The organism is Paenibacillus eucommiae (assembly GCF_017874215.1).
GTDB classification, from domain to species: domain Bacteria; phylum Bacillota; class Bacilli; order Paenibacillales; family NBRC-103111; genus Paenibacillus_AI; species Paenibacillus_AI eucommiae.
In genome coordinates, this window is record NZ_JAGGLB010000012.1 from 228,991 (window position 1) to 255,440 (window position 26,450).

The 26,450-nt window shown below is 45.2% G+C and carries 20 protein-coding genes and 1 pseudogene; 8 read left to right on the top strand and 13 right to left on the bottom strand.

Translation table 11 applies throughout. The annotated features are described in order from the left end of the window. Positions 1–4: 4 nt before the first annotated feature. On the bottom strand, positions 5–1,126 hold the full coding sequence (gene solA / locus J2Z66_RS18615; protein ID WP_209973054.1) for an N-methyl-L-tryptophan oxidase: 1,122 nt from the start codon (positions 1,124–1,126) through the stop codon (positions 5–7). A 959-nt stretch (positions 1,127–2,085) separates the two neighbouring features. Continuing rightward, entirely contained in the window at positions 2,086–3,438 is a 1,353-nt protein-coding gene (locus tag J2Z66_RS18620; RefSeq protein ID WP_209973056.1) for a hypothetical protein, read from the bottom strand. A gap of 212 nt (positions 3,439–3,650) precedes the next feature. Here J2Z66_RS18620 and J2Z66_RS18625 point away from each other — a divergent pair, with 212 nt between their 5' ends. The 6 genes from J2Z66_RS18625 (at position 3,651) to J2Z66_RS18650 (ending at position 9,814) form a co-directional block, all read left to right on the top strand. Further along, complete coding sequence (locus tag J2Z66_RS18625) at positions 3,651–4,721, top strand: BMP family protein (protein WP_209973059.1); 1,071 nt, start codon at positions 3,651–3,653, stop codon at positions 4,719–4,721. A 95-nt stretch (positions 4,722–4,816) separates the two neighbouring features. Next, positions 4,817–6,319, top strand: coding sequence for an ABC transporter ATP-binding protein (locus J2Z66_RS18630; protein ID WP_209973061.1), 1,503 nt, complete (start codon positions 4,817–4,819; stop codon positions 6,317–6,319). Positions 6,320–6,344: 25 nt separating this feature from the next. Next, positions 6,345–7,379, top strand: coding sequence for an ABC transporter permease (locus J2Z66_RS18635; protein ID WP_209973136.1), 1,035 nt, complete (start codon positions 6,345–6,347; stop codon positions 7,377–7,379). After that, a complete protein-coding gene (locus tag J2Z66_RS18640) occupies positions 7,363–8,286 on the top strand; it encodes an ABC transporter permease (protein WP_209973063.1) in 924 nt (307 codons plus the stop codon). Before J2Z66_RS18635 ends, J2Z66_RS18640 begins: the two co-directional genes overlap by 17 nt. 117 nt (positions 8,287–8,403) lie before the next feature. Then, complete coding sequence (locus tag J2Z66_RS18645) at positions 8,404–9,087, top strand: sulfite oxidase-like oxidoreductase (RefSeq protein WP_209973065.1); 684 nt, start codon at positions 8,404–8,406, stop codon at positions 9,085–9,087. 1 nt (position 9,088) lies between these two features. Further along, positions 9,089–9,814 (top strand): nucleoside phosphorylase, encoded by a 726-nt coding sequence (locus J2Z66_RS18650; RefSeq protein ID WP_209973067.1) that lies wholly within the window; start codon positions 9,089–9,091, stop codon positions 9,812–9,814. Positions 9,815–9,950: 136 nt separating this feature from the next. Here J2Z66_RS18650 and J2Z66_RS18655 read toward each other — a convergent pair whose 3' ends face one another. The 10 genes from J2Z66_RS18655 to J2Z66_RS18700 form a co-directional block, all read right to left on the bottom strand. Further along, positions 9,951–10,979: an S-layer homology domain-containing protein gene (locus J2Z66_RS18655; protein ID WP_209973069.1), complete on the bottom strand. Its 1,029-nt coding sequence runs from the start codon at positions 10,977–10,979 to the stop codon at positions 9,951–9,953. A gap of 105 nt (positions 10,980–11,084) precedes the next feature. Continuing rightward, positions 11,085–13,784, bottom strand: coding sequence for a cohesin domain-containing protein (locus tag J2Z66_RS18660; protein WP_209973070.1), 2,700 nt, complete (start codon positions 13,782–13,784; stop codon positions 11,085–11,087). Positions 13,785–13,977: 193 nt separating this feature from the next. Continuing rightward, the gene (locus J2Z66_RS18665) at positions 13,978–14,793 is read right to left on the bottom strand and encodes an amidohydrolase family protein (protein WP_209973073.1); all 816 of its coding nucleotides are present in this window, start codon (positions 14,791–14,793) and stop codon (positions 13,978–13,980) included. After that, positions 14,794–15,552: an amidohydrolase family protein gene (locus J2Z66_RS18670; protein WP_209973074.1), complete on the bottom strand. Its 759-nt coding sequence runs from the start codon at positions 15,550–15,552 to the stop codon at positions 14,794–14,796. Between the two features lie 15 nt (positions 15,553–15,567). Continuing rightward, complete coding sequence (locus tag J2Z66_RS18675) at positions 15,568–17,316, bottom strand: glycoside hydrolase family 2 protein (protein WP_209973076.1); 1,749 nt, start codon at positions 17,314–17,316, stop codon at positions 15,568–15,570. Next, positions 17,309–18,916: an extracellular solute-binding protein gene (locus J2Z66_RS18680; protein WP_209973078.1), complete on the bottom strand. Its 1,608-nt coding sequence runs from the start codon at positions 18,914–18,916 to the stop codon at positions 17,309–17,311. The genes J2Z66_RS18675 and J2Z66_RS18680 overlap by 8 nt, the downstream gene beginning before the upstream one ends. A gap of 26 nt (positions 18,917–18,942) precedes the next feature. Continuing rightward, positions 18,943–19,824 (bottom strand): carbohydrate ABC transporter permease, encoded by an 882-nt coding sequence (locus J2Z66_RS18685; RefSeq protein WP_209973080.1) that lies wholly within the window; start codon positions 19,822–19,824, stop codon positions 18,943–18,945. An 8-nt stretch (positions 19,825–19,832) separates the two neighbouring features. Then, positions 19,833–20,747 carry an ABC transporter permease gene (locus tag J2Z66_RS18690; RefSeq protein ID WP_209973082.1) on the bottom strand — a complete coding sequence of 305 codons (915 nt, stop codon included), beginning with the start codon at positions 20,745–20,747 and terminating at the stop codon, positions 19,833–19,835. 105 nt (positions 20,748–20,852) lie between these two features. Continuing rightward, on the bottom strand, positions 20,853–22,316 hold the full coding sequence (locus J2Z66_RS18695) for a response regulator transcription factor (protein ID WP_209973083.1): 1,464 nt from the start codon (positions 22,314–22,316) through the stop codon (positions 20,853–20,855). Continuing rightward, positions 22,297–24,138: a cache domain-containing sensor histidine kinase gene (locus J2Z66_RS18700; protein WP_209973085.1), complete on the bottom strand. Its 1,842-nt coding sequence runs from the start codon at positions 24,136–24,138 to the stop codon at positions 22,297–22,299. Before J2Z66_RS18700 ends, J2Z66_RS18695 begins: the two co-directional genes overlap by 20 nt. A gap of 310 nt (positions 24,139–24,448) precedes the next feature. Between J2Z66_RS18700 and J2Z66_RS18705 the strand changes: the two genes are divergently transcribed. Beyond that, complete coding sequence (locus tag J2Z66_RS18705) at positions 24,449–24,760, top strand: hypothetical protein (RefSeq protein WP_209973087.1); 312 nt, start codon at positions 24,449–24,451, stop codon at positions 24,758–24,760. A gap of 44 nt (positions 24,761–24,804) precedes the next feature. On the opposite strand, the gene J2Z66_RS18710 is transcribed toward J2Z66_RS18705, so the two are convergent. Continuing rightward, positions 24,805–25,683, bottom strand: coding sequence for a YheC/YheD family endospore coat-associated protein (locus J2Z66_RS18710; RefSeq protein ID WP_209973088.1), 879 nt, complete (start codon positions 25,681–25,683; stop codon positions 24,805–24,807). Positions 25,684–26,038: 355 nt separating this feature from the next. On the opposite strand from J2Z66_RS18710, the pseudogene J2Z66_RS18715 reads away from it, so the two are divergent. After that, positions 26,039–26,450, top strand: a pseudogene (locus J2Z66_RS18715) (collagen-like protein); the annotation flags it as partial.

Consider the following 26,450-nt stretch of genomic DNA (forward strand, 5'->3'; position numbering starts at 1 on the left):
ATAGCTATCTCGACATCGAAAATAAAGACAAATCCTCATCCGTTCTTCCATTCATTATCCACTCACTCATAACAGTTCCGATTGCGCTTGCGAATTTGAAGCCATGGCCAGAGAAACCTGTCGCTATGTAAACATGAGGATGCTCCTTGTGACGGTCAATAATAAAGTGCTCATCTGGCGTCCGTTCATACTGGCATACCCGCCCCCGAAGCAGAGAGCCCGCGGCTCCCGGCATATATTGCTCGAGGAATGAGCGCAAATCGCCTTCATCCTCAGGCTCCATTCCAAATGGCAGAAGCGGCTTGCCAAGCTCAGCAGCGGTTCCGCCATCATGTCTGCCAATCTTCAGCCCCGAACCATCTATGCTCGGAAAGCCATAATATTCTCCATGCGGCGTATGACAATTAAAAGCAGGAAATGCAGCAGCGCCAAATAAACGTTCATCCGCGGCAAACCAGGCGATCGTCTTGCGTATGCGCTGTACTGGCAAGCTTGGGAGAAGGCCAGCCGAGCAGGCACCTGCCGTAAGCAGCAAGCGCTCTGCCTTATAGCTGCCTGCGGCAGTATGCATCACAACTCCCTTGTCCTGGATGTCGAGATGAGTAATCCTCGAGCCCGTTACAAGCTGTGCGCCTGATCTTTCAGCCAACTCCCGGTAGGCAAGGACGCATTCTTCGCTGGATAGCACACCAGCCCGATGCTCCAACAATCCAGCATAATGATCTGGAATATGGATTCCCGGCCATTTGCTGCGAATATCGCTGGCGCTCATCAGGGTAACTGGAAGCCCATACTGCTTGGCTAATGTATGTTTTCCAGTTAAAGTTGCAGCATTGTCGGGGTACAGATTCACCACCCCGGTCTGGCGGAACAACGATCGTCCGGTTTCTTCTTCCAGCTCCCTCCACCCTTGCTCAGCTTTCAACGCAAGCTGGACATATATCGATTCACCGCTGTAGGCATGTCTGAATATGCGGGTATCACCATGATGGCTTCCTTCTCCATGCGGAGGATCGAACTCATCGATAAGCAGTACGGACATGCCTCCTGCAGCCAACCTATACCCTGCACTGAGTCCCATCGTTCCAGCTCCTGCAATGATCACATCATAAATGCGACTGCTCATTCTCATTCCTCCTGTTTGTTTCTTCTTCATACTAGAATAATACGGTCCTAATACTTCGTCTAGTCTCGCTATCTGGACCATTTGGGCCATCAAGACCATTTGGGCAGCGAATAGGACTATTCCCTCTACTTAGCGATGAAAAACATCACTAACTGATCAAATCCCCAGCTTCGTGGCGCTTTAACGATGTTTTTCATCACTATCTGGACCATTTGGCGGCGAACATGGTTATTCCCTCACTTTAACGATGAAAAACATCACTAACTAATCAAATCCCCAGCTTCGTGACGCTTTAACGATGTTTTTCATCGCTATCTGGACCATTTGGCGGCGAACATGGTTATTCCCTCACTTTAACGATGAAAAACATCACTATCTAATCAAATCCCCAGCTTCGTGACGCTTTAACGATGTTTTTCATCGCTAAAAGCACTAGATAACGAGATCATATTGGCCGTGGACTACTTTAAGAGCAATGCCTACCTTTCATGGGTATATAGGTGTCTTTAAAGTAATTTTTTTCATTTTTGTGTTGCTTAGTTCCGCTATTTTATGGGTTACTTAGTTTTGCTGCTTTTTGGGTTACTTAGGTGCGCTGCTTATGGGTTACTTAGTTGTACTGCTTTATGTTACTTAGTTTTGCTACTTTTTGGGTTACTTAGTTGCGCTTGCTTTATCGGATACTTAGTTACGCTGCTTTTTGGGTTACTTAGTTGTGCTGCTTTTTGGGTTACTTAGTTGTGCTACTTTTTGGGTTACTTAGTTGTACTGCTTTTTGGGTTACTTAGATGCGCTGCTTATGGGTTACTTAGTTACGCTTCTTTTTGTGTTACTTAGTTGCGCTGCTTTTTCTGTTACGTGTTGCTTAGTGTGTGTTATTATTCATACCTACTTTGACAGTCAAAACAGCCCCAACCGTCTACAAAGCGGTCAGGGCTATTTATTAGAAATGGCGCACCTTACAGGGCTTCACCATGCAAGTAGTTAAAGAAAGGCTTATCCACCCAGAATTGGAATGGTGTAATGACAGCATCAGGATCGATTGCTTTCAAGCCCGCTACAACCTTGGCGGAATCCTCGTTGAGCGAGAATGGATTTACTGTATAAGGGCTGTCTTTATCCGTAATAAAATTGTTCGTAATCACTTCGTAATCCTTCAATTCTGTAGAGGAATAATAAAGCGGCTGCCACCAGGAGCTGGCGATCAGACCTGTCTGATCCTTCACATTTTTCTTGGCGTACGTGAGAATTACATTTTGAAAAGCGGCTTTATCTGCTACTGTTGAGAATTCAAATTCAAGATCATATTCTTTCGCATAAGCGATGTAGTTGCCATTCGCAATCTTTACCACATTTGGACCCGGATCGCCCCACTCTGCAAGATGAATGAAAGCTGATGTCTTAGGCTCGAATTGTACTTTCGCATCCAGACCTTCACTGCGCAGCAGTCCGATAAGCTGTACAGCATGTTTAAAATTGGAGTGTCCATAAATTAATGACAACGAAGGTATAAAATTAGGCTCAAAGCGTGAATCCTTTATGTTATAGCCTGTGATTAATTCTTGCTCCAAGGCTGTATTCACCAGAGTCTGCAGCTTAGGTGCATCGATAATATCGGAGGTCTGATAAGCACTGCTCAGCTTGGCATAAATATCTGCATCACTAATGTATCCTAGATACTTTTTGTAAAGACCTTTAGTAACTAGAATTTTCCCTAGTAATACATTCACCAATTGTTCGTCAGCTGCACTTCCAGGCTTGAAGCTGTTGTAGAATTCACCCGGCAGCAAACCTGTATCCACTGCAGCAGCTAATTCCTGAGCTACATGTTTGCTCAGACCACTGCTGGTTACTTGTAGATGGCTTAGCGCACTGTTCACTTTTTCAACAGGATATGTATAGGCCAGTTCCTTGATTTCAGCTGCTCTTACAGCAATGGAGACTGCTACAGATTTAGTTAAAACTTGCTCGCCTTGAACACCAGGGCCTTCCAGAATCCCATTCTCATATAAGGCTGCTGCCGAAGAGAAAAGTGGGCTGTCTGCCTTCAAATCATCAAAGGTAACGGCTTCGCCAGATGGCTTATAATTCAAAGCCTTGGCAACGGCTTCAATGAACTCCCCTTTGGTTATGGAGCCTGCGAGACTGATGTCAAATTTCTCCTGTAGGAATTGCTTGTATTCTGCAGCACCATCAGCTGGTGAAGAAGCCAAAGGCTGAGCGGCAAAAGCAGCTTGCTGTGAGAAAATAAGAGAAACTGATAAGAGGAGTGCCACTAGCAGTTTCGTGTATGAAGCGTGTACTCTTGTCATGAACATTACCCCCGTAAAATAGTATAAAATAATTCCGACATGATTAATCGGGAATGTATAATGGAATGTATCATATCACCCGCAAAACCTTGATGTCAATGGTAATTTCTTCTTGTAAATGATGGCGCTATCACAAAAATAACCTTTGACAAAAGCCGAGCGATCTACTAGGATTAACTTCATACTTATAAATGAATAGGGGAGAAATACGCATGAAAAAGTCAGTTGTATATTCAATAGTGTTTGTTCTATTTCTAGTGCTGTTGGCAGGCTGTGGCAGCAAGAAAGAGGAGAATACAAATAGTGCAAGCCCGCAACCTACTAACGCGGCTACCCATACAGCTTCGCCAGAACCTGCGAAAGAAGCGTCTAAGAAAGTTGCTCTTGTATTGCCGGAGAAAATCGGAGTTAACCCTTTCTTTCAATTAATGGTTGAAGGCTTGGAGAAAGCCGGCAAAGAGTTTAATGTTGAAGTTAAAACCATCGAATCTGCTGATGTCGCATCTTTCGAACAAAACCTGCGTGCAACAGTAGCTGAAAAGTACGACCTGATCATTACTGCAGCCTTCACTGCTGTAGATGCGCTGACCAAGGTCGCTGCTGAAAATCCTGACAAGTCATTCGCGATCATTGATACAGTCGTAGATGCACCCAATGTCCGAAGTGTTGCCTTCAGAGAATATGAAGCTTCCTACCTGCTAGGTGCTGCTATCGGGTTATCAACAAAAACCAATGTTGTCGGCATGGTTGCTGCCATTGATGCTCCTTTATTGAAAAAATACACAGTAGGCTTCGATCTGGGTCTGAAATCAACGAACCCGGATGCCAAGTTCTCCGTTAATTATGTAGGAAGCTTTACGGATCCGGCCAAAGCGAAAGAGCTTGCACTTGTTCATTTTGCTAATGGAGCCGACTTTATTGCTGGAGCTTCAGCAGTTGGTGATTTAGGCGTGTTCGAAGCTGCTAAAGAGAAGGGCTTCTACACTTCTGGACAAGATATTGATCACACAGTAACAGACCCTGAGCACATTGTATTGTCCCAATTAAAAGGTACGGATACGGTTGCCTATGAAACTGTGAAGGATTTTGCAAATGGTAAATTAACCTTTGGTGTTGTTGACTACGGCTTGAAGGAAAATGGGGTTGGCATCACTTTCATTACGAGAGAGAGCAAATCCCCGCTGAGCAGCTTTATCGGACAAGAAGTGGTAGATAAAGTAAAAGCTATTCAAGAGGACATCATTTCTGGTAAAATCGTTTTAAAAGATCCAACACTGGAATAGACCGTTAGATCAACCATCATTCATGAGAAATAAGACCGGCTGCAACCATGCAGCCGGTTTCCTCATGATGTAAGTGAAGGAGGCCCGAGGGTACCATGCTGCAAATGGATAAGATTACGAAGCTCTATGGCAGCTTTACCGCAAACAGGGACATTCATTTCACCCTGGAAGCAGGCGAAGTACACGCCATAGTTGGAGAGAACGGTGCCGGCAAAACGACATTGATGCGTATCTTGTATGGCATGGAGCAGCCAACCTTCGGTACGATACGTATTCGCGGGGAACAGAAGGTGTTCTCTACTCCTTCAGAGGCAATACGCAGCGGCATTGGGATGGTCCACCAGCATTTTATGCTGTTCCAGTCGTTCACGATTGCCGAGAACATTGTCATTGGGCATGAGCCTGGCTCCCGTGTCAAATTTAATCGCAGCGCCGCAGCAGCTAAGGTGAAAGAGCTTAGTCAGCAGTATGGCATGCCCGTAGACCCATGGAGCAAGGTAAGTGATTGCCCGCTCGGCATTCAACAAAGAGTGGAAATATTAAAAGTGCTGCATCAGGGTGCAGATATTATTATTTTGGATGAACCTACCGGAGTGCTCACTCCATTTGAAATTAAAGAGCTGTTGCAAACTATTAAAAAGCTGTCCGAGCAAGGCAAAAGCATTATTATCATCAGTCATAAGCTGAACGAAATATTGGAAGTAGCCGATCGGATTACCGTATTGCGCGATGGCCAGATTACAGGCACGGTCCGTGCTAGTGATACCGATGTTGAGCAACTATCCCGCATGATGGTTGGCAGAGAGCTTATGCAATCCGTAAATAGTGGTACTGAACCAGGTAAAAAGGTACTTTCAGTCGAGAACATTTCCATTCGGGGCGTAAAAGGAAAGCCTGTATTGGATCAGGTGAATTTTGCTGTCCAGGCAGGTGAAATCGTTGGCATTGCTGGTATTTCCGGTAATGGTCAATCCGAGCTGATTCAAGCCATTACAGGCTTAGGTCGTATAGATGAAGGCCAGATTCTGCTTGCAGATGAAAATATTACAAATGCCTCTGTGAGGACGATACGGGAAAAAGGCATAGCGCATATTCCAGAGGATCGCTATCAGTGGGGCGCAGCAGCCGAATCCACCCTGGTTGAGACGGGTTTGATGGGGCATCAGCATAAGCAGCAGCACCAGCGCTTCGGTCTACTGCGGTCTGCTGGCATTCGCCGTATGGTACAAGCTTGGGTAGACCGCTTCTCTGTCAAAACCGCATCCATCGATGCAGATGTACGCTATTTATCCGGCGGAAATCTGCAGAAGCTGATCGTGGCCCGCGAACTTGCTCAAGACAGTTCATTATTAATAGCTGCCGAACCCACCCGCGGTGTGGATGTTGGCGCCATGGAGCTGATCCACGAAGAATTACTGAAGAAGCGCGACACAGGAACAGCGATTCTGCTGCTCTCTACAGAGCTCTCGGAAATTATTAAATTATCCGACCGCATTCTTGTGATGTTCGAAGGACGCGTAACGGGCGAGCTGTCATCAGAGCATATCACGGAAGAGAAAATCAGCCTGTTAATGGCCGGAGGTGGACAAATTGGCTAGAATTAGAAGCTATATCCCGGTCATTATGCACCCGCTTCTAGCCATAGCTGTAGGGTTATTGGCAGGATCAATTGCCATCCTCATTATCGGCGGTTCTATAGTCGAAACCTACACTGAAATGTGGAAGGGTGCGTTTGGCAGCTTTTATTTTTTCACGAATACACTGAATCGGGCCACTCCCATCATTCTCGTCGGACTTGGTGTAGCTGTCGCCTTCCGGGCGGGCTTTTTTAACCTCGGGTCTGAAGGGCAGATGGTTTTCGGCGCACTGACAGCTGCGCTAACTGCGCTGTACTTGCCTGGACCAGGCTGGCTACGAATGATTGCTGCTTTAGCAGCCGGAATGATCAGCGGAGGACTGTGGTCCACATTCGCCGGGTGGCTGGATGCCAAATTCAGAATGAATTTATTAATAACAACCTTACTGCTGAATTATATAGCTGTGTTATTTGCCGGGTATCTCGTTGCCTATCCACTGAAGGACAAAACAGGATCAGCCGCGATGTCTCAGACAGCTATGATTGGCAAAGAGGCCTGGCTGCCCAAGCTGTTCGCTGGTATGAGCCTGCATGCCGGGTTTATTATCGCTGCTGCCGCGGCTATACTGCTATATATATTTATAAAAGCAACCGTATCCGGCTACGAAGTGAGAATGCTTGGCAAAAATCCTTTGTTCGCAGCTTATGGCGGGGTAAACCGGAGCCGCTTGATGCTGACGACCATGTTCGCAAGCGGAGGGTTGGCAGGACTTGCCGGTGCTGCGGAAGCCTTGGGCTCGCAATATCGTTATATTGATGGTGTGCTCAGCTCCTCCGGCTATGCCTGGACAGGCATTATGGCCACTTTATTGGCTGGTTCACATCCAATCGGTACTGCCATAGCTGCGATATTCCTTGCTGCCCTGCAGACTGGAGCCATGGGTGTGGAGCGAAATACAGATGTGCCTCTGGAAATATCCAGTGTCATACAGGCCGTCCTGATCCTGTTCGTATCCGTGAAGTTCAGTTACTCCTTCCTGAAAAGAAGAAAGGAGAAAGGTGCCGATGGAACAACTATTTGATGTTACTTTATTCAACGCTACTCTCCGGATTGTGGCGCCAATCCTCCTGGCAGCTTTGGGAGGGGCTCTGTGTGCCAGAGTCGGACTGTTTAATGTAGGCTTGGAAGGACTTATGCTCATCGGGGCTTTCTCCGCTATTGCCGGCAATCACTTGCTCGGAAACGTATGGCTGGCCGTGTTATTTTCGATCCTGTGCGTGTCCTTATTCTCCCTTCTCTTCGGCTATTTAAGTATTCATTTGCGGGCAAACGTCATTATCGTAGGTATTTCTTTGAATTTTCTGGCGCTTGGCTTAACTGCCTTTAGCTTGAAGGCAATCTTTCATGTAAAAGGGGCATACTTTAACAAAGATATGATAGGACTCCCGAAGTGGGAAATTCCATGGATCAAGGATATTCCGGTCCTAGGCGACATCTTGTCCGGTCACTCTCCTTTAGTCTATCTCGGACTTGTCATAGCGGTTGCCCTTCATCTGATTTTTTTCAAAACGATACTCGGCTTCCGTTTCCTGGCTGCTGGCGAGAACCCGGTTGCCGCACGAAGCTTAGGCATTCCCGTTCGCCGCATGCAGTATACAGCCGTCATGATCTGCGGAGTTCTCTGTGCACTGGCCGGAGCGCAGCTCTCACTCGGACAAGTTACCATGTTCACAGAAGGAATGACCGCAGGCAGAGGGTTCATCGCTCTTGTCGCGACCATGCTTGGACAGTCTAACCCACTTGGGGTGGCAGCATCCAGTCTGCTGTTCGGATTCATGGATGCGGTCAGCACTAGGCTGCAAGGCTTCTCCTTACCTACTAATTTCACACAGATGCTGCCTTATGTAGTGACGCTTATTGCGATGTTCTTTTTCAAGGGCAGCAGTTATATGCAGGATGCCCGTAAGTCGAACGGCAGCTCACGTTAAGATGCAGAGATGTTGAGACTATCATGAAAAGTACGCGATAGACGCAATGGAGAAAGAGTACGAAGCGTGCACGAATGAGCGAATGCAGAGATGCTAAGAAGAAAGGGGCCTCTAACCATGCTGGATAAAGCGGAAAGACTGAAGAAAGCAAAAGCACTGCCTGTCAAAGAAGCCGATCAGCATCTTGAGGGGCGCTTACCACCAGGTCAATTTGCCACCGAGCGATTTCCGATTCTTCATGAGGGCGACGTGCCTGAATATGATATCGAGAAGTGGGAGCTGCGTGTGTTCGGAGAAGTGGAGGAAGCGAAAACTTTCTCTTTTGCCGAGCTTATGGCATTACCGCAAACCCGCATCAACTGTGACATTCATTGCGTAACACGATGGTCGAAATTTGATACCGTATGGGAGGGTGTGTTGTTCCGGGATTTTCTCAGTGCTGCGGGCATCCATTACGACAAAGAATCCATCAGGTACGTGATGTTCCATGCTGACTCTGATTATGAGACCAACGTACCGCTAGACGATTTACTTCAGGACAACATCCTGCTGGCCCATACCTATAACGGTAAGCCGCTAACCGATAAGCATGGCTGGCCGCTTCGCCTCGTTATTCCCCATCTATACTTCTGGAAAAGTGCCAAATGGCTCACCGGCATTGAGTTTATGAAAGAGGACCGCCCCGGCTTCTGGGAGAGGAACGGCTTCCATAATTACGCCGATCCTTTCCGGGAACAGCGCTTCTCTGGAGAAGCGCTCCCGATTCCAGAAGATGAATGGACAAAAAAGGAGTATGATTAATATGCTAATGCCTATCCTGCAAGTTCACTCTGAGGATATCCCTGATTATGTAATCGTTTGTGGAGACCCGCAGCGCGCCGAAATCATCTCACGAAAGCTCGACTCTGCCAGAGAGCTGGCATTCAGCCGGGAGTACCGCACTTTCGCCGGTGAAATTCAAGGCGTTCCTGTAGCTGTGACCAGCCATGGAGTCGGTTCACCCGGTGCTGCCGTATGCTTCGAAGAGCTGATTCGCGCTGGAGCCAAGACCATCATCCGCGTCGGAACAGCAGGCTCTTATTTTGCTGAGCTTCCTGCTGGCAGCCTTGTTGTCAGCACCGCTGCAGTCAGAGCAGAAGGCCTGACCTATCAGCTTGTGCCTCAAGGTTATCCCGCTGTGGCGGATAGCCAAGTCGTAGATGCGCTGTACGCATCAGCACTGGAAACAGATGGTCTCGTTCGCAAAGGAATTACGGTAACTTTGGATGCTTTTTTTGCCGGTGTAGAAGAAATCCCCCACAAGAAATACAAGCAAGCCGGCGTATTGGCGGTCGAGATGGAGATTGCAGCACTCTATGTGATTGCCTCATTAAGAGGCATCCGCGCAGGCGCCATTCTCGTGCTCGACGGATTCGCCGATGCCGACCTTGCCAAGGAGTACAATCCTCACACCGACATTGTCGCTCAAGCCGTAGAGCGTGAAATACATGTTGCCCTGCAGGCTGTTGTTAAGCTTGCTGCTGAGTAGGTTACATAAATCAAGAGGGAGCAGCACGCCTTAAATGGCGCCGCTTCCTCTTTTGCATCCATTCTCCCCTCTTCAGACCGCCCCTATTAAACTTGTAACGTATGCAGGTTTTGGAGCCATTCGCTTTGGTGCGGACTTAAAGTTGACCCAATACGGATAACAGTCTCTTAACCACCACAGCCGCTTCGGCCCTAGTTGCCCGATCCTGAGGAACGAACTTATTGCCAGTTCTGCCATTCATGATTCCTACACGAACAGCGATCTCAACTTCCTTGATCGCCCATTCGCTTATGTGCTGCACATCCACAAATACCATAGAATCTGCTGAGACTATTTCCTTGAATGTCTCCCCGGACATATACTTACCTGCTCTCACCAGCATGACCGTCATTTCTTCCCTTGTAATAGGCTGCTCCGGTGCGAAGCTATTATCCGTTATCCCCTTGATGATTCCAGCTGAGTAAGCACCACTCACAACCCCTACATACCATGAATTGGGTAAAACATCAGTAAATGGGCTTTCAATGACAGCCGCCTTCAGATTTAATGCTCTTGTTATCATCGCAGCAAACTGAGCCCTTGTCACCTTGGCTTCTGGCACGAAATGCTTGTCATCCATACCTTCGATGATTCCCATCGATGCAAGCTGCTCAATATCTTCCTTAGCCCAATGTCCAACCAAATCTACGAACGTTTTACTCACCGGGTTACTTACAACAACACTTTTCCCGATGGTAGTTGTTGTGCTGCTTAATTTATGAGTGACCACTTTGATAGCCTCCCATCTTACAGACGATTCCCCGCCTTTCTTGATTTTGAACGTCAGGGTGCCTATTGTAAGATTTCCGCTTTCTCCCAGCACATCCCCGATTTTCGTATGAGCAACGATAATTTCGTTGTTTTTGATGATGGGCGAAACCGAGAAACCTTTCAGATTAGATTTGGCCTCCAACAGCTCAAGCTTATCAGGGTCAAAAGAAAATCTGGCTTCGTATCCATATAAATCAACAATGTTTTTCCCACTCATGGTCATTGTAATTTTGCCATCAGCTGGTTTATTTCCCTCAAGCTGAAAAATGGGAGCTGTTTCAGCGTTTGCCATTGTAAGGAACAGCGTCGGCCAGCAAAGCAGCACAATCAGTAACAAACTTATTCTTTTATGCAAAATCATACCGCCTCCTTCACTTCATACTTACTGATACTTATGCACCTACACTTATGCCGAACAGGAGAATGACTCCTCCTGTTCGAACATACCTCCAACTATCATTTATTCTATAATTTTCTTGGCAAGTGCAGCTAAATCCTCGATGTCGATTTTGCCATCTCCATTCAGATCTGCCCGTTTCACTTGCTCCCAATCCGAACTGCTGGTGTCTTTGCCGTAATTGACGGCTAGGATGGCTAAATCACCTATGGTCACTTTGTTATCATGATTGAAGTCACCATAGATGCCATCCACTGTAACTTGAATGTTGACGGAAGACAAAGCAGCATCATATTCGACACCTTGACTATCTGCCAAAGTAGCACTTGTGATCGAGATTTCACTTGTTGTGTTCTGCCCAACATACTTCGATCTGAACGTCAGCTCCACGATGGGAGCTTGACCTGTAACTGCATTCCCCGGCCCCTCGCTAGCCAAAATTAATCGAATTGTTCCAGCCGGCTCTTTCACAATCTCGAGAAGGCCAACCCCCTCTTTGATAGACGCTGCCGACATAAATTCTAGAATTGCAGGATCGTACGTGAATTTAATTTCCTGAGCATACACATTCTGAGTCACACTTTCCAAGCCATATGTCACCTTAAAGCTTGTATTTCCATATATTGAACTCACATCAGTCGTTAAGGAAGTTACATTTGTGTCACCAGTTTCATCATCCAGCACATACAATTTGCCTTCACCCGGAGCAAAGCTGCCAGATAGCGTCCCAGCCATACTGTTGTAATTTGTGCTGGTCTCTCCTCCTGTGACCTTCGAAACTTCTTTCACTGAACCAGGTTTGGACGGAAGGGAGAAGGCCATCATACGAGAATTTTGAATATCCCGATTCACGACCATCACATATTTGCGGCCGCTCTCATTCGTAAATGAGCTGACAATCATCGGCTGGCTGGAATCGGCTGGCTGCCAAAAGAAATCTGTCGGAACTGCCTTGGTCCCTTGCGGTCTTGTTCCCGTATGATAAACAGCCTCCGATTTTAATCCGAGCAGCGTCGGTCCAAGCTTGAGCACACCTGCATTTATATTTTTGGCAGAATTGTATAATGCACTTTTTGATCCATCAGGAAGGATGAGTCCCTCAACAAATCCTGATGCTTCCCAATTTTGATAAAGAAAATAATTAAGACCCTTTGCACCGTACGCAAGATTGGTATAAACCTGATACTTCAGTTCATTTTCGTTAGGCTGTCTAAGAGATCCTTCCATACCTACTGATTGTATAAACGACCAGAAATCAATCTTCGCTGCAAGTGCTTGCCGACGGATGATTTCCAGATTATCATAATATCCATCTTCATATATTCCGCCCCCCAGCCCATAAGGATAATAATCAAACATTAGAACATCGGGACGTTTATTAGCCCAACGATAAACATAATCCTCGTAGCTACGGAACGCAATGTCTTGGTTGATAGTAAACCAGAAATCACTATTCATCGCAATACCGTTTTTATAACCAGACCCGTCCTTCTCCCAGTCTGATCCATTTTCCCCATAAAGAAACCATCCAACTAAATTATCTACTCCCTCTCCATTATGGGTAAGCTCCCAATAATAAGTTGTATCGGGGCTAACAGCCGCATTGATTGAAAACTTCGGATTGAGTGTACCCGAAGACCCCATGGTATCCTCGCCTAAAAGTGTTGTTCTAGCCGGGGAATCCCATAATTTGAGCGTTAATGTTTCTCCGGAACCCCATAGAGTACCACCAGCTAGTTGGATAGTTGAAATAGATGTAGTTACCGCATTTGTCTTAAAGGTCTGACCCAAGGATTGGGCCGGTGACACAAAATCTCCTGAGTATGATTCTCTAAAAAGTTGTTCTGCAGAAGCATAGTTGGGAAGCAAATTAGCTAATGTCATGTGATCGGGATCAGCCTGTCTGAAACGTTCCATCGTAGCCTGAGCCCCTGTCATTCCCTTTGTTGAAGGTTCATCTACAAAGAAGTACCCCAAAAGCGCAGGGTTTGACTTATAAAGATCGGCAATTTCGTCAATCATTTCTGTAGTAGGACGAGGAGTACCCTCATAAATTTTATGATTGTAATTTACTTTAAACCACATATCATGGTTACTTTGGGCAATACCTGCCTCATAGGCCGTACCTCCACTGTAAACATCAGATGAGCTCCATTTAACACTCAGAGGTGTCGGGCCATCACTTGTAAGCTCCATATAGTAGGTTGTATTTGGAGAAAACCATTTGTAAATGTTAAAAACAAAGTAATCTTGACTAGCTGGTCCTGTAACGGATGAACTTCCCAATAAAGTTGTCTTGCTCGTAGAGTTATATATGCTTAATGTAACTGTACTTTCTTCTGTCCAATCAGATTTATCTATAAATAGTTCTACTGTATTGATTGCTGTGAAATCATCTGATGTAGTTGTAATTGTTTGTCCCAAGGAATTGCTATTACTTAAAACTCTCTCATCGTCTGCAACTGTTTGCCCGACAGTGAATGGATGCATGATAAGTCTTGTGTCGTGCACCATACACTTTATTCCAACTGCTGTGCATTGTTCTAATGAAGCATTATTCCCCTCAAGCCCACTTTCATTATTAAGTATATAGGTAACATTCATGTCTTTTACTTCTTGATATTTATCGCTTGTGGCCTCTGGAGCAACAAATATTCCTATTGGAAACGGATCAACATGCGAAACACTCGCTTGAATTGAAGGCAGCCCCGTAAAACAAGCTAAAATAGCTAGTAGAACGAATTGAAACATAATTTTTCTCATAAATTACCTCCTGTTTTTTGAAAGCAGTTTTTTTCCTTGTTTTCAGGTGGCGTTCTACAGTTTGTTTACACGGTACTCACCTCCTTCATCACAAATTGATAGCGCTTACAATCGAAGATCAAAAGCTATAGTCTGCGCTTTTCAATTTCATACCCTGCAGCGAATGCTGAAGGGTATGAAGCTTCTCTGGCTATTATATGAAATTATGAAACAACCGTTTTGCATTTAAACCAAGTACCTTTTCTTTGACCTCATCCGGGACCCGTGAGTATAAAATATTCCCGATTTCCCAGGCAAGATTGTTATACGTGCTGTCGCTTGAGAAGAGCAGCTTATCCGGGTCTGCCAAACGAACGAAATCTTCTAGCGTTCTTCTTGAATAAATAAATGATCCAGTCAAATCAAGAAAAAGATTCTCATATTGATTTGATAAATCAATTGCCGTAATAATCGCAGCCCCTTCCCCGCCTGAATGGCCAATCAAGATCTTCACATCCTTGTAGATTCGGGCGATATCGTGCAAAAGCACAGGATTCGAATAAGCACTTTGTCCCCATGTGTGAACAAGTACAAACAGCTTCTTGGCATTGGCAAATTCCCACATAGGCCTATAAGCAGGTCCGTTAATCGGATATTTGTTAAGATCGGGATGTATTTTCATACCGACAAACCGGTCTGAAATGACGAAGCAGCGTTCGGCTATCTCCAAGCTTTTTTCTTGCAAAAAAGGGATGTAGGTTACATATCCCAGCATGTTCCTGTTTGTATGCATCATACGAGCCAAATCGAGATTGGCTTCGAGTTCTCCGGATTTGAGTGCACGCAGCATGGAAACGATAAAATAATCAACCCCAACACGTTTTAACGTTTGATTAAAAGAGAGCAGCTGTTTTTCCTCGTCCTGATAAGGAACGTAGGGGTCTGCAGGAAACCCGAGGTGGCAATGAACATCTATAACCAGCATGTTTTGTAATGGCAATCCGTCCTCTGCATAATCTCTAAGCAGCATTTACACACCTCCCTGAAGTAAAAGCTCCAAGTTGCCGAAAGCAATTTTTTCTTTATCCGATTTAGAAATATCAGCATACGATAACATCGATATCGCCGAGCCCGGCTTATTAAATGGCATATTGGAGCCCCACAGCAGGCGGTCTGAGCCGAATCGCTTAACCAGCTCTTCGTAAGCAAGCCAGTTATCAAACAAGGACAGCTCCGTATAGAAATTCGGAAATCTTTCCATATACGTATAGATGACCATATTTCGGCGATGACGAAAGGCAGTTACGATGACATTGACCGTAGGAAAGGTCTGCAATAAGTTTTCAAACTCAGGCAGTTCTGTTCCCGCGGCATCAATAATGTCTTCATAATCGATTAACAAATGAATATTTAATTTCGAAGCTATCTGAAACAGCTCATGGGTATGCTTGCTATGCAAGTAGTATCCATGTTCTTTCGGACAAAGCTTGGCAAACCTGATTTTCTCTTCCAGCAAAAGCTCTTCAAGAGCATTCCACCCTACGGCGTACTTGTAATGTGGAGAAAGGATGAGGCAGGGAATTATGTTTTCAAAACCGTCAGATCGAGCCAGCTTCAGCAAACGCTCATTTCCACTAATTGGATTGTAGGATCTGGCCATAGCATGATAAGCAACTATTTTGTCTATCCGGTAATAATCCAGCTCTTGCTGCACTTGAAGCTCGTTAAGTGAATCCAGATCTGCGCCTACCCAGTCTCCGATCATGTGATTGATGTCTATTTTTTTCATGACTTGACCTCCAGACTATGGATGAAGATAAAGTGATTTCAACATGTGGTACGCTTCTTTTTCCTTCCTGTCGACCGTTAATACGCCATAAAGACCACAGGGTTCATCCCAAAACTCTCCACGATGATAATAATCCGCCCAGCACCAAAGCATGCCTCCCTGTACGCCTTTAACACTGGAAATGGCTGCCCAGACCGCTTTGATATAGTGAGCCTGAAAGGTTTCGGAATGACGCATTTCCCCTTTTATTTCCGAAGTGCCCAAACATCCAAATTCAGTAACAAGTACAGGCTTGTCAGGAAATTCAAGGACTGTTTGTTGGAGGTGGGCTGCCGTAGGTAGTTGCGCTAATTGTTCAAGCTGGTTCAGCTCAGAAGCATGCGGTTCATATATCGAACCGTAGTATAGATTTATACAAACAAGATCGGCTTCATGAAAGGCCAAATGTCCTGGCTTATTGCCTTCCGCAACAAATGTAACGAGACGTGTAGGATCAAGTTGGCGTGCTTTGCTCATTAATCTGCGCATCGCCTCGATGCCATAAGGAGTATCGGTTCCCGACTCATTGCACATACTCCAGATGATGACACATGGATGGTTCCAGTGCTTCTCAATCATATCGACCAGAGCGGCTTCTGCATGATCGATGATCTCATCCTTATATTCCTCTTTGTTTTGTCCTTTGGGATGCCATGGATTTAACCACCAATTTAACGGAATTTCCTCCATAACCAGAATACCCAGCTCATCCATCATTCGAAGCTGCAGGGAATCGAGCGGATAATGGGTTCTGATCAAGTTGATACCTGTGCTTTTTGCTTTTAATAAATCTTCTCTTATGACCTCATCCGGGGCGGCTGGCCCATATCCATAAAACTCGTCATAACGGTTTACTCCTTTTACCTGTAAAGGCTGCCCATTAAGCAAGATCATTTGCTGATTCACTTCAACCGTTCTTATTCCAAAGCGGTCTTGCGTGCTATCCAGCCGTGTACCATCGGGATCTCTAAGTTCCACATGAACTTCATACAGCTTCGGGTGATCAGGCGACCAGTATTGAGCATGAGGCATATCGATAAGTACATGGCTGGTTTCGGAGCCGTCACCTTGGCAAGTTACCTGACTTTGCGCTGAATAAATAGCTTCGGCTGTAGGGATTTGCACGTTGATCTCACCCGAAAACGGAAGGGAGGATGCATTCGTTAACATGATATCCAGCCGTACTCTACCTCCATTTTCATGGATACTGGTAGAAATGGCGAGATTGCTGATGTAACTTAAATGAGATGTAATCAGCGAAACCGGTCGTAAAATGCCTCCATATTGGATCCATTCGATAACACTATTTCCAGGCAGCCAATTACTTTTGGGCTCATTGTCCACATATATGACAATTTGATTCATACAACCCGGCCTCAGTAAAGAATGAACCTCGAATTCAAAGGGAAGATATCCGCCAATATGCTCGCCAACGAAAACACCGTTAATCCATACTTTCGAATGCCCGCTCACTTTTTCGAAGCGCAGTCTCTGACTTGTCCCTTCACTGACCTGATCGCCTGACACAGTCATCATAAACCAGGCAATGCCTTCATATTTCCACAAAGATGGGCTATAGAAGTCCCATGCCCCTGGAAGTTCAACTCCCACCCAATCCTGTTTTGGGTACTCAGGGGAAAACCATTGTTGCTCCATTCCTTGCTTCTCCGGATCCAGATGAAAAACTGCTGATTCAACAACAACGCTGTTCCTTAAGTTATTCATTTAACATATCCAACTTTCCCAGCTGTTCGGTTGCCTCGTCTATCAGCTTTTGTCCGCCTTCTTTCAGCCATTTCTGCTCGAAGGCTGCATAGTCAGTTTCTTGACCTAATACATAGGAAATATCGAATTCCTGACTGATTTTAGCCAAATCAGTTACAATTTGCGTGTTCAGGCTTAACAATTCATCGTAATTTCTGTAAGACTCGTAAGTCAATGCTTTTCTATCCAGTTCCATCATTCTTTTGATGCCTTGCCCGGGCTCATCGCCATCGATACCTACCATGCCATCTTCCGCATTATAAATCCAGACCCCCCAGTCTATAACCCCAGGCTGCGCAACCGCATAGGTATCAGCCAGATTATTAACATACCTGCCTCCGCCTTCGATGTTTTTAATCTCTCGCCCACTTACACCTATGCCAAATCTTAAAGTATCATATTCATCCGATGGGTAAGCTGTTGTATTGATAATTTGCAGGATGCGCTCCATCTTCTCAGGATCTTTCGCCGCCTTTGCGGAAACGGTTAGAAATCCGTTTCCGATGGGGGTAGCTGGACGCTTGCCGCCGCCAGGCCCGCCGCTTGGCATAGGTGCAGAATCCCACCAGCCAATCGTGCTGCCTGATAAACCATTGGCATTCTCCGCTTCTTGCACAATTGCGCTTGGATAATAGACAACACCAATCTTGCCGCTGAACAGTCTCGGTTTCCGCTGCTCCCAGCCTTGAGTGTACCAGTCGGGATCGATCAGCTTTTCCTTGACCACGGTTCTCATAAAATCAAGAAACTTATGATGCGTGCCATTGGTAATCGAGTGCTCCAGCTTTCCACCTTCTGTTACGCTGAAGCCTGTATTACTGTAATGACCGAACATGGCTTCGAACTGGGTAATCTCTCCCATGGTATTGCCAGATCCTGCCGAACTAATTCCATAAGTATCGTTCTTACCATTTTTATCCGGATCGTTAAATGTGAATTTCCGCAGCACATCTAACAGTTCCTTGTCCGTAGCAGGCTTGGAAAGCCCCAGATTTTGCAGCCAATCTTGACGGACCATCATCGTCCAGGTATTGGCACCTGCCTTTTGGGGTAATCCCACCAATTTTCCGTCGATCGAGGCGTATAACTTCAATGGTTCCGTCCACCCTTTCGTCAGATTGGGCAATTTATCGAGATAGGGTGTCCAGTCATCAATTAAAACCCCCTGCTTGTAAAGCTTGTCTACCAGCTTCTTGTCATTCGTATGGATCATATCAGGATGCTCCTCAGAAGCGAATCGAACCAGCAGCTTTGATTCCAAATCTCCTCCCGGATATGCGAACAGCTTGAAATCAACATTATACCTTTCGTCTATCCATTTCTTCCTGGGGTTGTTATCATCCGTTGGTGTGTTAAACCAGCCGACCTCCATTAATTCGATATTGATCTTGTTGGATGCTGCCGGCTCCTCCTTCTTATCTCCTGATTGTAGTCCTGCTTCAGCCGTTGTGCCCGCTTTAGGCGTAGGCGTTTGATTACTTTGACCTCCCGAACATCCTGCGGTCAGGACAGCCGCACTGATAAGGGTGCCTAATACCATACCCATTCTTTTTTTAACCATGTTCATCTCTCCCCTTTTTCTATTCGTTAACCTTTAACCGCTCCCAAATACATACCTTTTGTAAAATATTTCTGTAAAAATGGATAGACACACAGAATGGGCAGTGTTCCGATCACAGCTACAGCCATTTTCAAGGATTCCATGGAAACACGTTGAGTTGGATTCACCAGTTGCGACGGGTTAAACTCGAAGCCGAGCTGCGGATTTACAAACATATTTCGTAAAATAAGCTGCAGCGGCATAAGATTTCTCTCATCTATATACATCAAAGCGTCAAACCAGGAATTCCAATGACCCACTGCCGAGAATAAAGAAATAGCTGCAAGTGCCGGAGCCGCCATAGGAACCATAATTCTGATCATTAGGTTAAATTCCCCGATTCCATCCATTCTTGCCGATTCCTCTATTTCTTTAGGAATATTCGCAAAAAACTGCTTTAGCACCAATACACTCCAGCTGTCGATCGCTACCGGGATAACAAACACCCAGAAGCTGTTAAGCAGGTGCAACTCTTTAATCACCAGATAAGTGGGGACTAATCCACCATTGAACAGGATGGTCACAACAACCCCAAACAATAACAAACGCCCTCCTGGCAACCCGCTGCGCGATACTGCATATGCCGTGATTGTCGTCATCACGATCACTACGATAGTGCCAACAATGGTTTTCAGCACACTAATGCCAAGTGCATGCAGAATAATGGGTCCGTTGAACAATCGTTTGTAAGCGATCAGCGTCGGAGAATCCGGCCATAGAATGAAGCCGCCCTTTTTAATCCATTCCTGTTCATGAACGAGCGACATTGACACCACATATAGCAAGGGGTACAAGGACAATAGTGAAATGACAGTAATAACGCAGATGGACAACCATTGGTACGCTTTTTCAGCGTTTATTTTTCTCATACTTGCACCTACCAAATTCCGATTCCAGAATATTTACGGGACAGCGTGTTCGCCCCAATGACCAGGATCAATCCCAATAGAGATTGAAAGAGCGACATCGCTGCTCCCAGACTGTACTGCAATTGCGTCAATCCCTGTCTATAAATCCACGTATCTATGACATCCCCGACCTTCATCGTTGCAGGATTATAGAATAATAATATTTGCTCGCCTCCTGCATACAATATTCCGCCCAAGGACAGCGTAAACAAAAAGATGATAATAGGGCGAATTGCCGGCAGCGTTACGTGCCAGATGCGTGTCCAGGGGCCCGCTCCATCCATTTTGGCCGCCTCATACAAGGAAGGGTCTGTCATGGACATACCGGCTAAATAAATAATAGTGCCCCAGCCAATCTCTTTCCATATGGCGGAGCCGACTAGCAAGCTGCGGAACCAATCAGGTGACATCAGGAAATTCTGCTGCCCGATGCCAAGCAGTCCGAGAAATTGATTGACCATTCCCTCGTTAGAAAATACGGCAAATACGATCGCATATACAATGACCCATGAAAAAAAATGGGGAATATACAAAATCGTCTGACTCACTCTGCGCAAGCGCTTGTTGTGTAAATCGAACAAAAAGATAGCAAGCAGAAGCGGAGGAAAAAAACCGGCAACAATTCTCAGCATGCTGATCCATACTGTATTCCATAAAACCTGTGGAATATCAGATTTATTAAACAAATAGGTAAAGTTGTCAAAGCCTACCCAAGGGCTCCCTGCCACACCTCCAAGCAGCTCATACTTCTTGAAGGCCAGAACCGTCTGTATCCCCATCGGATAATATTTAAATATAATAAAGTAGGCAACTGCAGGAATCATCATGAAGTAAATAAACCAAAACCGCTTGATGTCCTTTAATGTTTTTGTTGTGATCTGCAATTTTTCACCTCCTTCTATCCTTAATTATAGGAAGGAAAGGGGGAAGGAGAAAGCAGGCTATCTTGCGAAAAGGGATCAAATTTTGCGGTATTTGCAGGCCGCTGCTTAGCCGGAATATTTCTTTTTGTAGTCGTTCGGATTGACCCCTGTTACCTCTTTAAATACCCGGCTGAAATGCTTCCAGTTCTGATAGCCTACTTGCTCACCGACCTCATAAATTTTGGCACCAGGATTTTGGAGCAGCCGCTTTGCCTCTTCTACACGTAATTCAGTCATATATTCAACAAAGGTAACACCTGCCTTCTCGCTAAATAAATGACTCAAATGATGGGGACTGACACAAGCCGCCTTGGACACATCAGATAACGTTAATGGCATATGCAGATGCTCCCTTATGTACCTTTTTGCCGCAACAAGCACTTGGCCTTCCAGCTTTTCCGAGGCAACGGAGCCAAGAATGGCATTCACTTCATTGAACACCCATTGTTTCATTTCCTCCGCGCTTCGCATCCAGAAAAGCTTGGAAATTAACATCGCCGTATGATGAGCACTCATTCCCTGAGATAGAAACAATATTTCTATTCCCTTAATGACATAAACCTCTAGACGACTGGCTAGCAGATTTTCCAGCAAAAGCTTGACCTGCTCATTCAAAAGTTCGAGATTAGCCGTTTCCCAGGCAGTCCGAAGAGGATTAAGATCCATTTTGAAAGCATCAGCAGTCGTATTTCTCTCTGTTTGATAATAAATCCCCGGTCCGTGGAGCACACGCCCAAAAAGCGCCATGCAGGCTTGATCATAAGGATAAACATCTTGATACGGCTGTGCAAAAGGTTGAGAAACTCCAAAGCTTGCCGTCATTTTAATTTCCTTGGTCCAAAACTCCTGAAACCTATGGCAAAATTCACGCGAAATCTGCTCTGCCTGCTCATAGGAATCCGCCACTATACCAAGCATCAGGTTTCCGGACTGGAGTCTGTTTGTATCGGAAATCATACAGATGTGGTCCAGCTCATCCGCAAGCTCTCCTACAATTTTCTGCATCAACCAGGTCAACGTCTGCACGCCGCCTATCTGTAGTGCCCGCTCGTTATGAATATCGTCAAGATCCAGGCAGAGCGCAACCTTATAACCCGATCCATAAGACTCGAAAACCTCACGGGTTACCGTGCGGCTTTTTCTAAGCTTATGGTTGCTTTGCTTCACCGCATGTCTGAGAGCTGTATGCAATTCAGCCTCCTCAACTGGTTTCAACAAATAATCAATAGTTCCGAGCCTGACTGCTTTACGAACATACTCGAAATCTCCGTATCCACTGAGAATAATGACTTGCATATTGGGGTAGCGGTACCGCACAATTTCACACAAACTAAGCCCATCCATCTCAGGCATTCTTACATCGGTGATCAGAATGTCCGCTTCATGCGAATTCAAAAGATCCAAAGCAGCAAGAGCATCCCCAGCAGTGTCTAAAACCTCTAACCTCACACCATCTATAACCAAGTTATCGAGCATATGGGCCAAGCCTGCCCTTATTTCCAGCTCATCATCAATAATGACTATTTTCATGCTGTGCAGCCACCTCCCTTTCATGCATCGGCAATTTCAAAACAACCATAGTTCCTGAACCTTCCATGCTTTCAATGAACATGGTACTGTTATCTCCATAAATTAAGTGGATTCTCTGATATACATTATACATACCTATACGACTTTCTTTGCCGCTCTTTTGATGCATCGATTCCACAACCTCCTCCAGCCTGTCCGGGCTCATCCCTTTCCCTTCATCGATTATAGCGAAGCTCATCATATGGTCTTGCTTCTTAATCCGAATCGTCAGGCGAATGTTAGATGTATACGGAGACATTCCATGAATGATAGCATTTTCAACTAGCGGCTGCAGGATCAGGCTTGGAATGATTTGGTTCGCCAGCTCAGGATCCATCTCCATCTTCACTTGAAGCTGCTCTCCGAATCTGAGCTTCTGTATGCGAAGAAAGCTTTCGATGAAATCCATCTCCTTTTTCAGGGTCACCATCTCTTTCATATCCTCGGCGTGGTAACGAAGAATGGCGCCTAACGCAATTAGTCCCTGTTCGCCTTTCTCGTTATGCCCCTGGCGAATCGTCATTCGGATCGTTTCCAGCACATTATTAAGAAAATGGGGATTAATCTGGCTTTGTAAAGCACGAATTTCTGCTTCTTTATGCAGCAATTTGGTCTGAACCACTTCTTCCACCAGTTTGCGAATACGCTCCAGCATTCTATTGAAAGCTGAGGTTAACCGGCCAATTTCGTCCTGATAAACGTTTCCGGAAAAAAAGAACAGACCATTGAAATCAACCTTTTCCGTCTGTCTGGTTAGCTTGCGCAGCGGCTTAGTAAGGCTGTAGGATAACATTAGAGTCGTTAAAATAACAGAAATCAAACCGAATACAAACCATATTACGATCCATTTCTTCACCAAACCGATACCTTGACTTAAATTAACCAAGGGAGTAACAGCAACGACCTTCCACTCACTGCTGGCTGAGCGATTATAGCTGATCAAATATGGCTTGTCGTTCAGCTTCATCATCTTGGAATTATCATAAAGCGGCTCCTCAGACCAGTCCACTCCGTAGAAAGCTTCCCATTGCTTACCGAGCTGTCCGGAGTCGGGAGAGTATACAATCTGATTCTGCTGGTTAATTACATATAAAAGCGATTCGTCCCCAAAGTGAATACCCTTCACAATTTCTTTAATGGGATTAAGCGTACCCATAATCTGAACAATACCTGCTAATTCGTCTGTATACTCTTTGCGGATAGGCTGAAGGATGGAGAACATATAAGGCTCATTACCGAAAATGCCGGAATCAAATTTATTCAGCTCAACCGTTCCCAGCACAAGTGGAGCGAAAGACAGGAAGGCGTCTTTTTGAAACCAGGACTTCGCCTCTGCAGAATTTTCAGACCAGAAGCCGCCATCCTGCTGGCGAATGTACACATTTCCGGAAGGCAAATGAAACAACACACCTGAAACAAACTTATCCGGCCGATTATTAATGAAACTAAGTGCCTCATTCATTTTCAAAGTAGCTCTTAGATTAGTGGGATCGTCCGAGTTTTCCATATGCTCCAACGCTTCGTACATCAGACGATTATACGGAGGAATGATGATCGATTTCGATATCGTTTTCATTCCTTCCACATAAGCATCTATGCGTTCGTTCACTTGATGAAGCATCTGAGGAATATATTCCTCAATTTGTTTTTCCATCGAGCTTTTATAAATCATGTAAGATTTGACTACAATAATCGAAATAATAATGGCCATCAGAACCGAAAAAGCAAACACAAGCTTAATGGCAATCGGCCAATTGCGATATCGCCATCTCATTGTCGGCATGCAGATTCATCTCCCCCTATTCATCATACTACCATAAATGGGGATGGTCATTTCAACTTAAAAATACAAGCATCACTGAATGTTTAGATGGATTGACATTTAAGTTGTTCCAAACATTGACTTAGCTCTATGGCAACAGACTTCACCTCAACCGCGACAGGCTTCAATCATGTTTTCTGATTTATCTACAAAATGATAAGTTTCTCTGTAACGTCCCTAATAAATCCTGTAAAATGTAGATGATGGCTTAAGGCTTAGAGAAGTGGGTTTGTGTGTCATTCTTAAATAAAATGTTTTTAGGAGGATTAAAATGAATACACAAGTTGAACAAACATTAGATGCCGCTTTAAGAAACTGGAAGTCCATGTCGGGTGCGGGACATGACGAAGCAGAAGCCACAGCTGATGAGTTTGAAGCTTCTTTTTATACATTTATCGATGCAGTTCGTGAGTGGGTAAATGGGTTAGATCAACGACCGCAAACATTGGAGGATTTCCTAGAGCTATCTGTGGTTCAAAAACTTACCGATAGGCTTCCCGCAGAGCTGCATTTAAATTTCGAGACTGAAGCTGAACTCATCCTTGACAATCAGGTCAGAATGGACGAGGACAAGTATGATTAAGATCGTGCCCCTATGCTCTTTAAGCAAAAATTCAAACTAAATTCTCATAATTGAGAGAGATAATAAGCATATTCCAAGGGCCTACTATAAATTAGTTTTTCATGTTTCAAAGACTTAAGATCTTTATATATATCTTTTTGCGGTTTTCCGTTAAGCTCAATAATCCACAACTTTCTTTGTTCGTCCAGCACAAAATCCACACTCAATTCTCCCAATGAACCCATATGAGTTTCCGCTTCTTGTGCAGCCTCTATGCTTACCTTATAAATAGTTTGGAAGATTTCTTCCATTTTTTCCGGCGATACGATTCGCGGCAAAATTTCCGCAGCATCCTGAACAGTTTCACACATACTCGTGTTAAAGTAATTTTCATAAGCCACTCTACAAGCCATGGAGGAAACCGTCCATTCTCCGAGTATACCTTTTTGAACAAGGGCTCGGATATCAAAATATTGATGATCAAGCTGACTCATAGGAATCCCTTGCTGAACCATGTACTTGTTATGTCCGAGAAGCTTATCCAATTTGTTCTTAATACTCTCATTTTTTCTGCAAATATATCTTGGAGCCAAGCTGTGCAAAGAGATGTGAATATCTCCATGATCCGTTAGCTCAACCCGATACACAGACTTCCCCTTAAATCCATAAGCTGGCTTAATATAAACTAGTTTATATTTCTCTAATAGTTCGGATATATTCACTTCATTATATAAAAATGTGTCTGGTACATAGGCTTTAAGATTCGACGGTGCTAATAGCTTATAGAGATCCCATTTATCAAAAAAATTGATAATGTTGAAGCATTTGTTTTTCCCAATCACCTTCTCCAGGCGCCGAATACTTATTGTTTTTTTGTTATAACTGCGGTTATAGACGGCATCAGGAAATGGGAACTGGCTTTGTTTCCAGATGCCCTTGTTCAAGCTAAGTCCAATAATACGTCGCTTCTTCCAAAGAATATCTGCCGGAGTAAGGCGTAAAGATTCAGCTTCAGATGGTGATAACGTTGGTAAAGCTTCAAAATTCTTTTTCTACTGTACCTTTTAGTTACCAAAATACCTACGAATGGGCGACTCTGCAATCTTATCACTCCCTAGCCTTTGATCTCTTTTATTATCTAATGCTAGCAAAGACATAATGGTATGGGACAACAACATAGAAGAATAGTATTTCGGTGATTTCTATGTACCTATTTTTAAGTTAAGTAGGTATTTACTGTGTCTATCTTATTAAAATATTAATATGATGAATAACGTTTGATAATAAGGAGATGAGACTATGGGAAAATATCATGGACCTCCAGGACCTCCAGGACCTGAAGGTCCAGAAGGACCAGCAGGTCCTCAAGGGATCCAAGGTATAGCTGGGGTAGCAGGGCCAGCGGGTGCTACAGGTGCTACAGGACCAGAGGGTGGACCACCAGGGCCAGCTGGACCGGCTGGGGCAACTGGCGCGACTGGTGCGACGGGCGAGGCCGGCGCTGTTGGACCGGCGGGACCAGCAGGAGCAACGGGCGCCACTGGTGAGGCTGGCGCCGTTGGACCGGCGGGACCAGCAGGAGCAACGGGCGCCACTGGCGAGGCCGGCGCTGCTGGACCGGCGGGGCCAGCAGGAGCAACGGGCGCAACCGGCGGGGCCGGCGCTGTTGGACCGGCGGGGCCAGCAGGAGCAACGGGCGCAACCGGCGGGG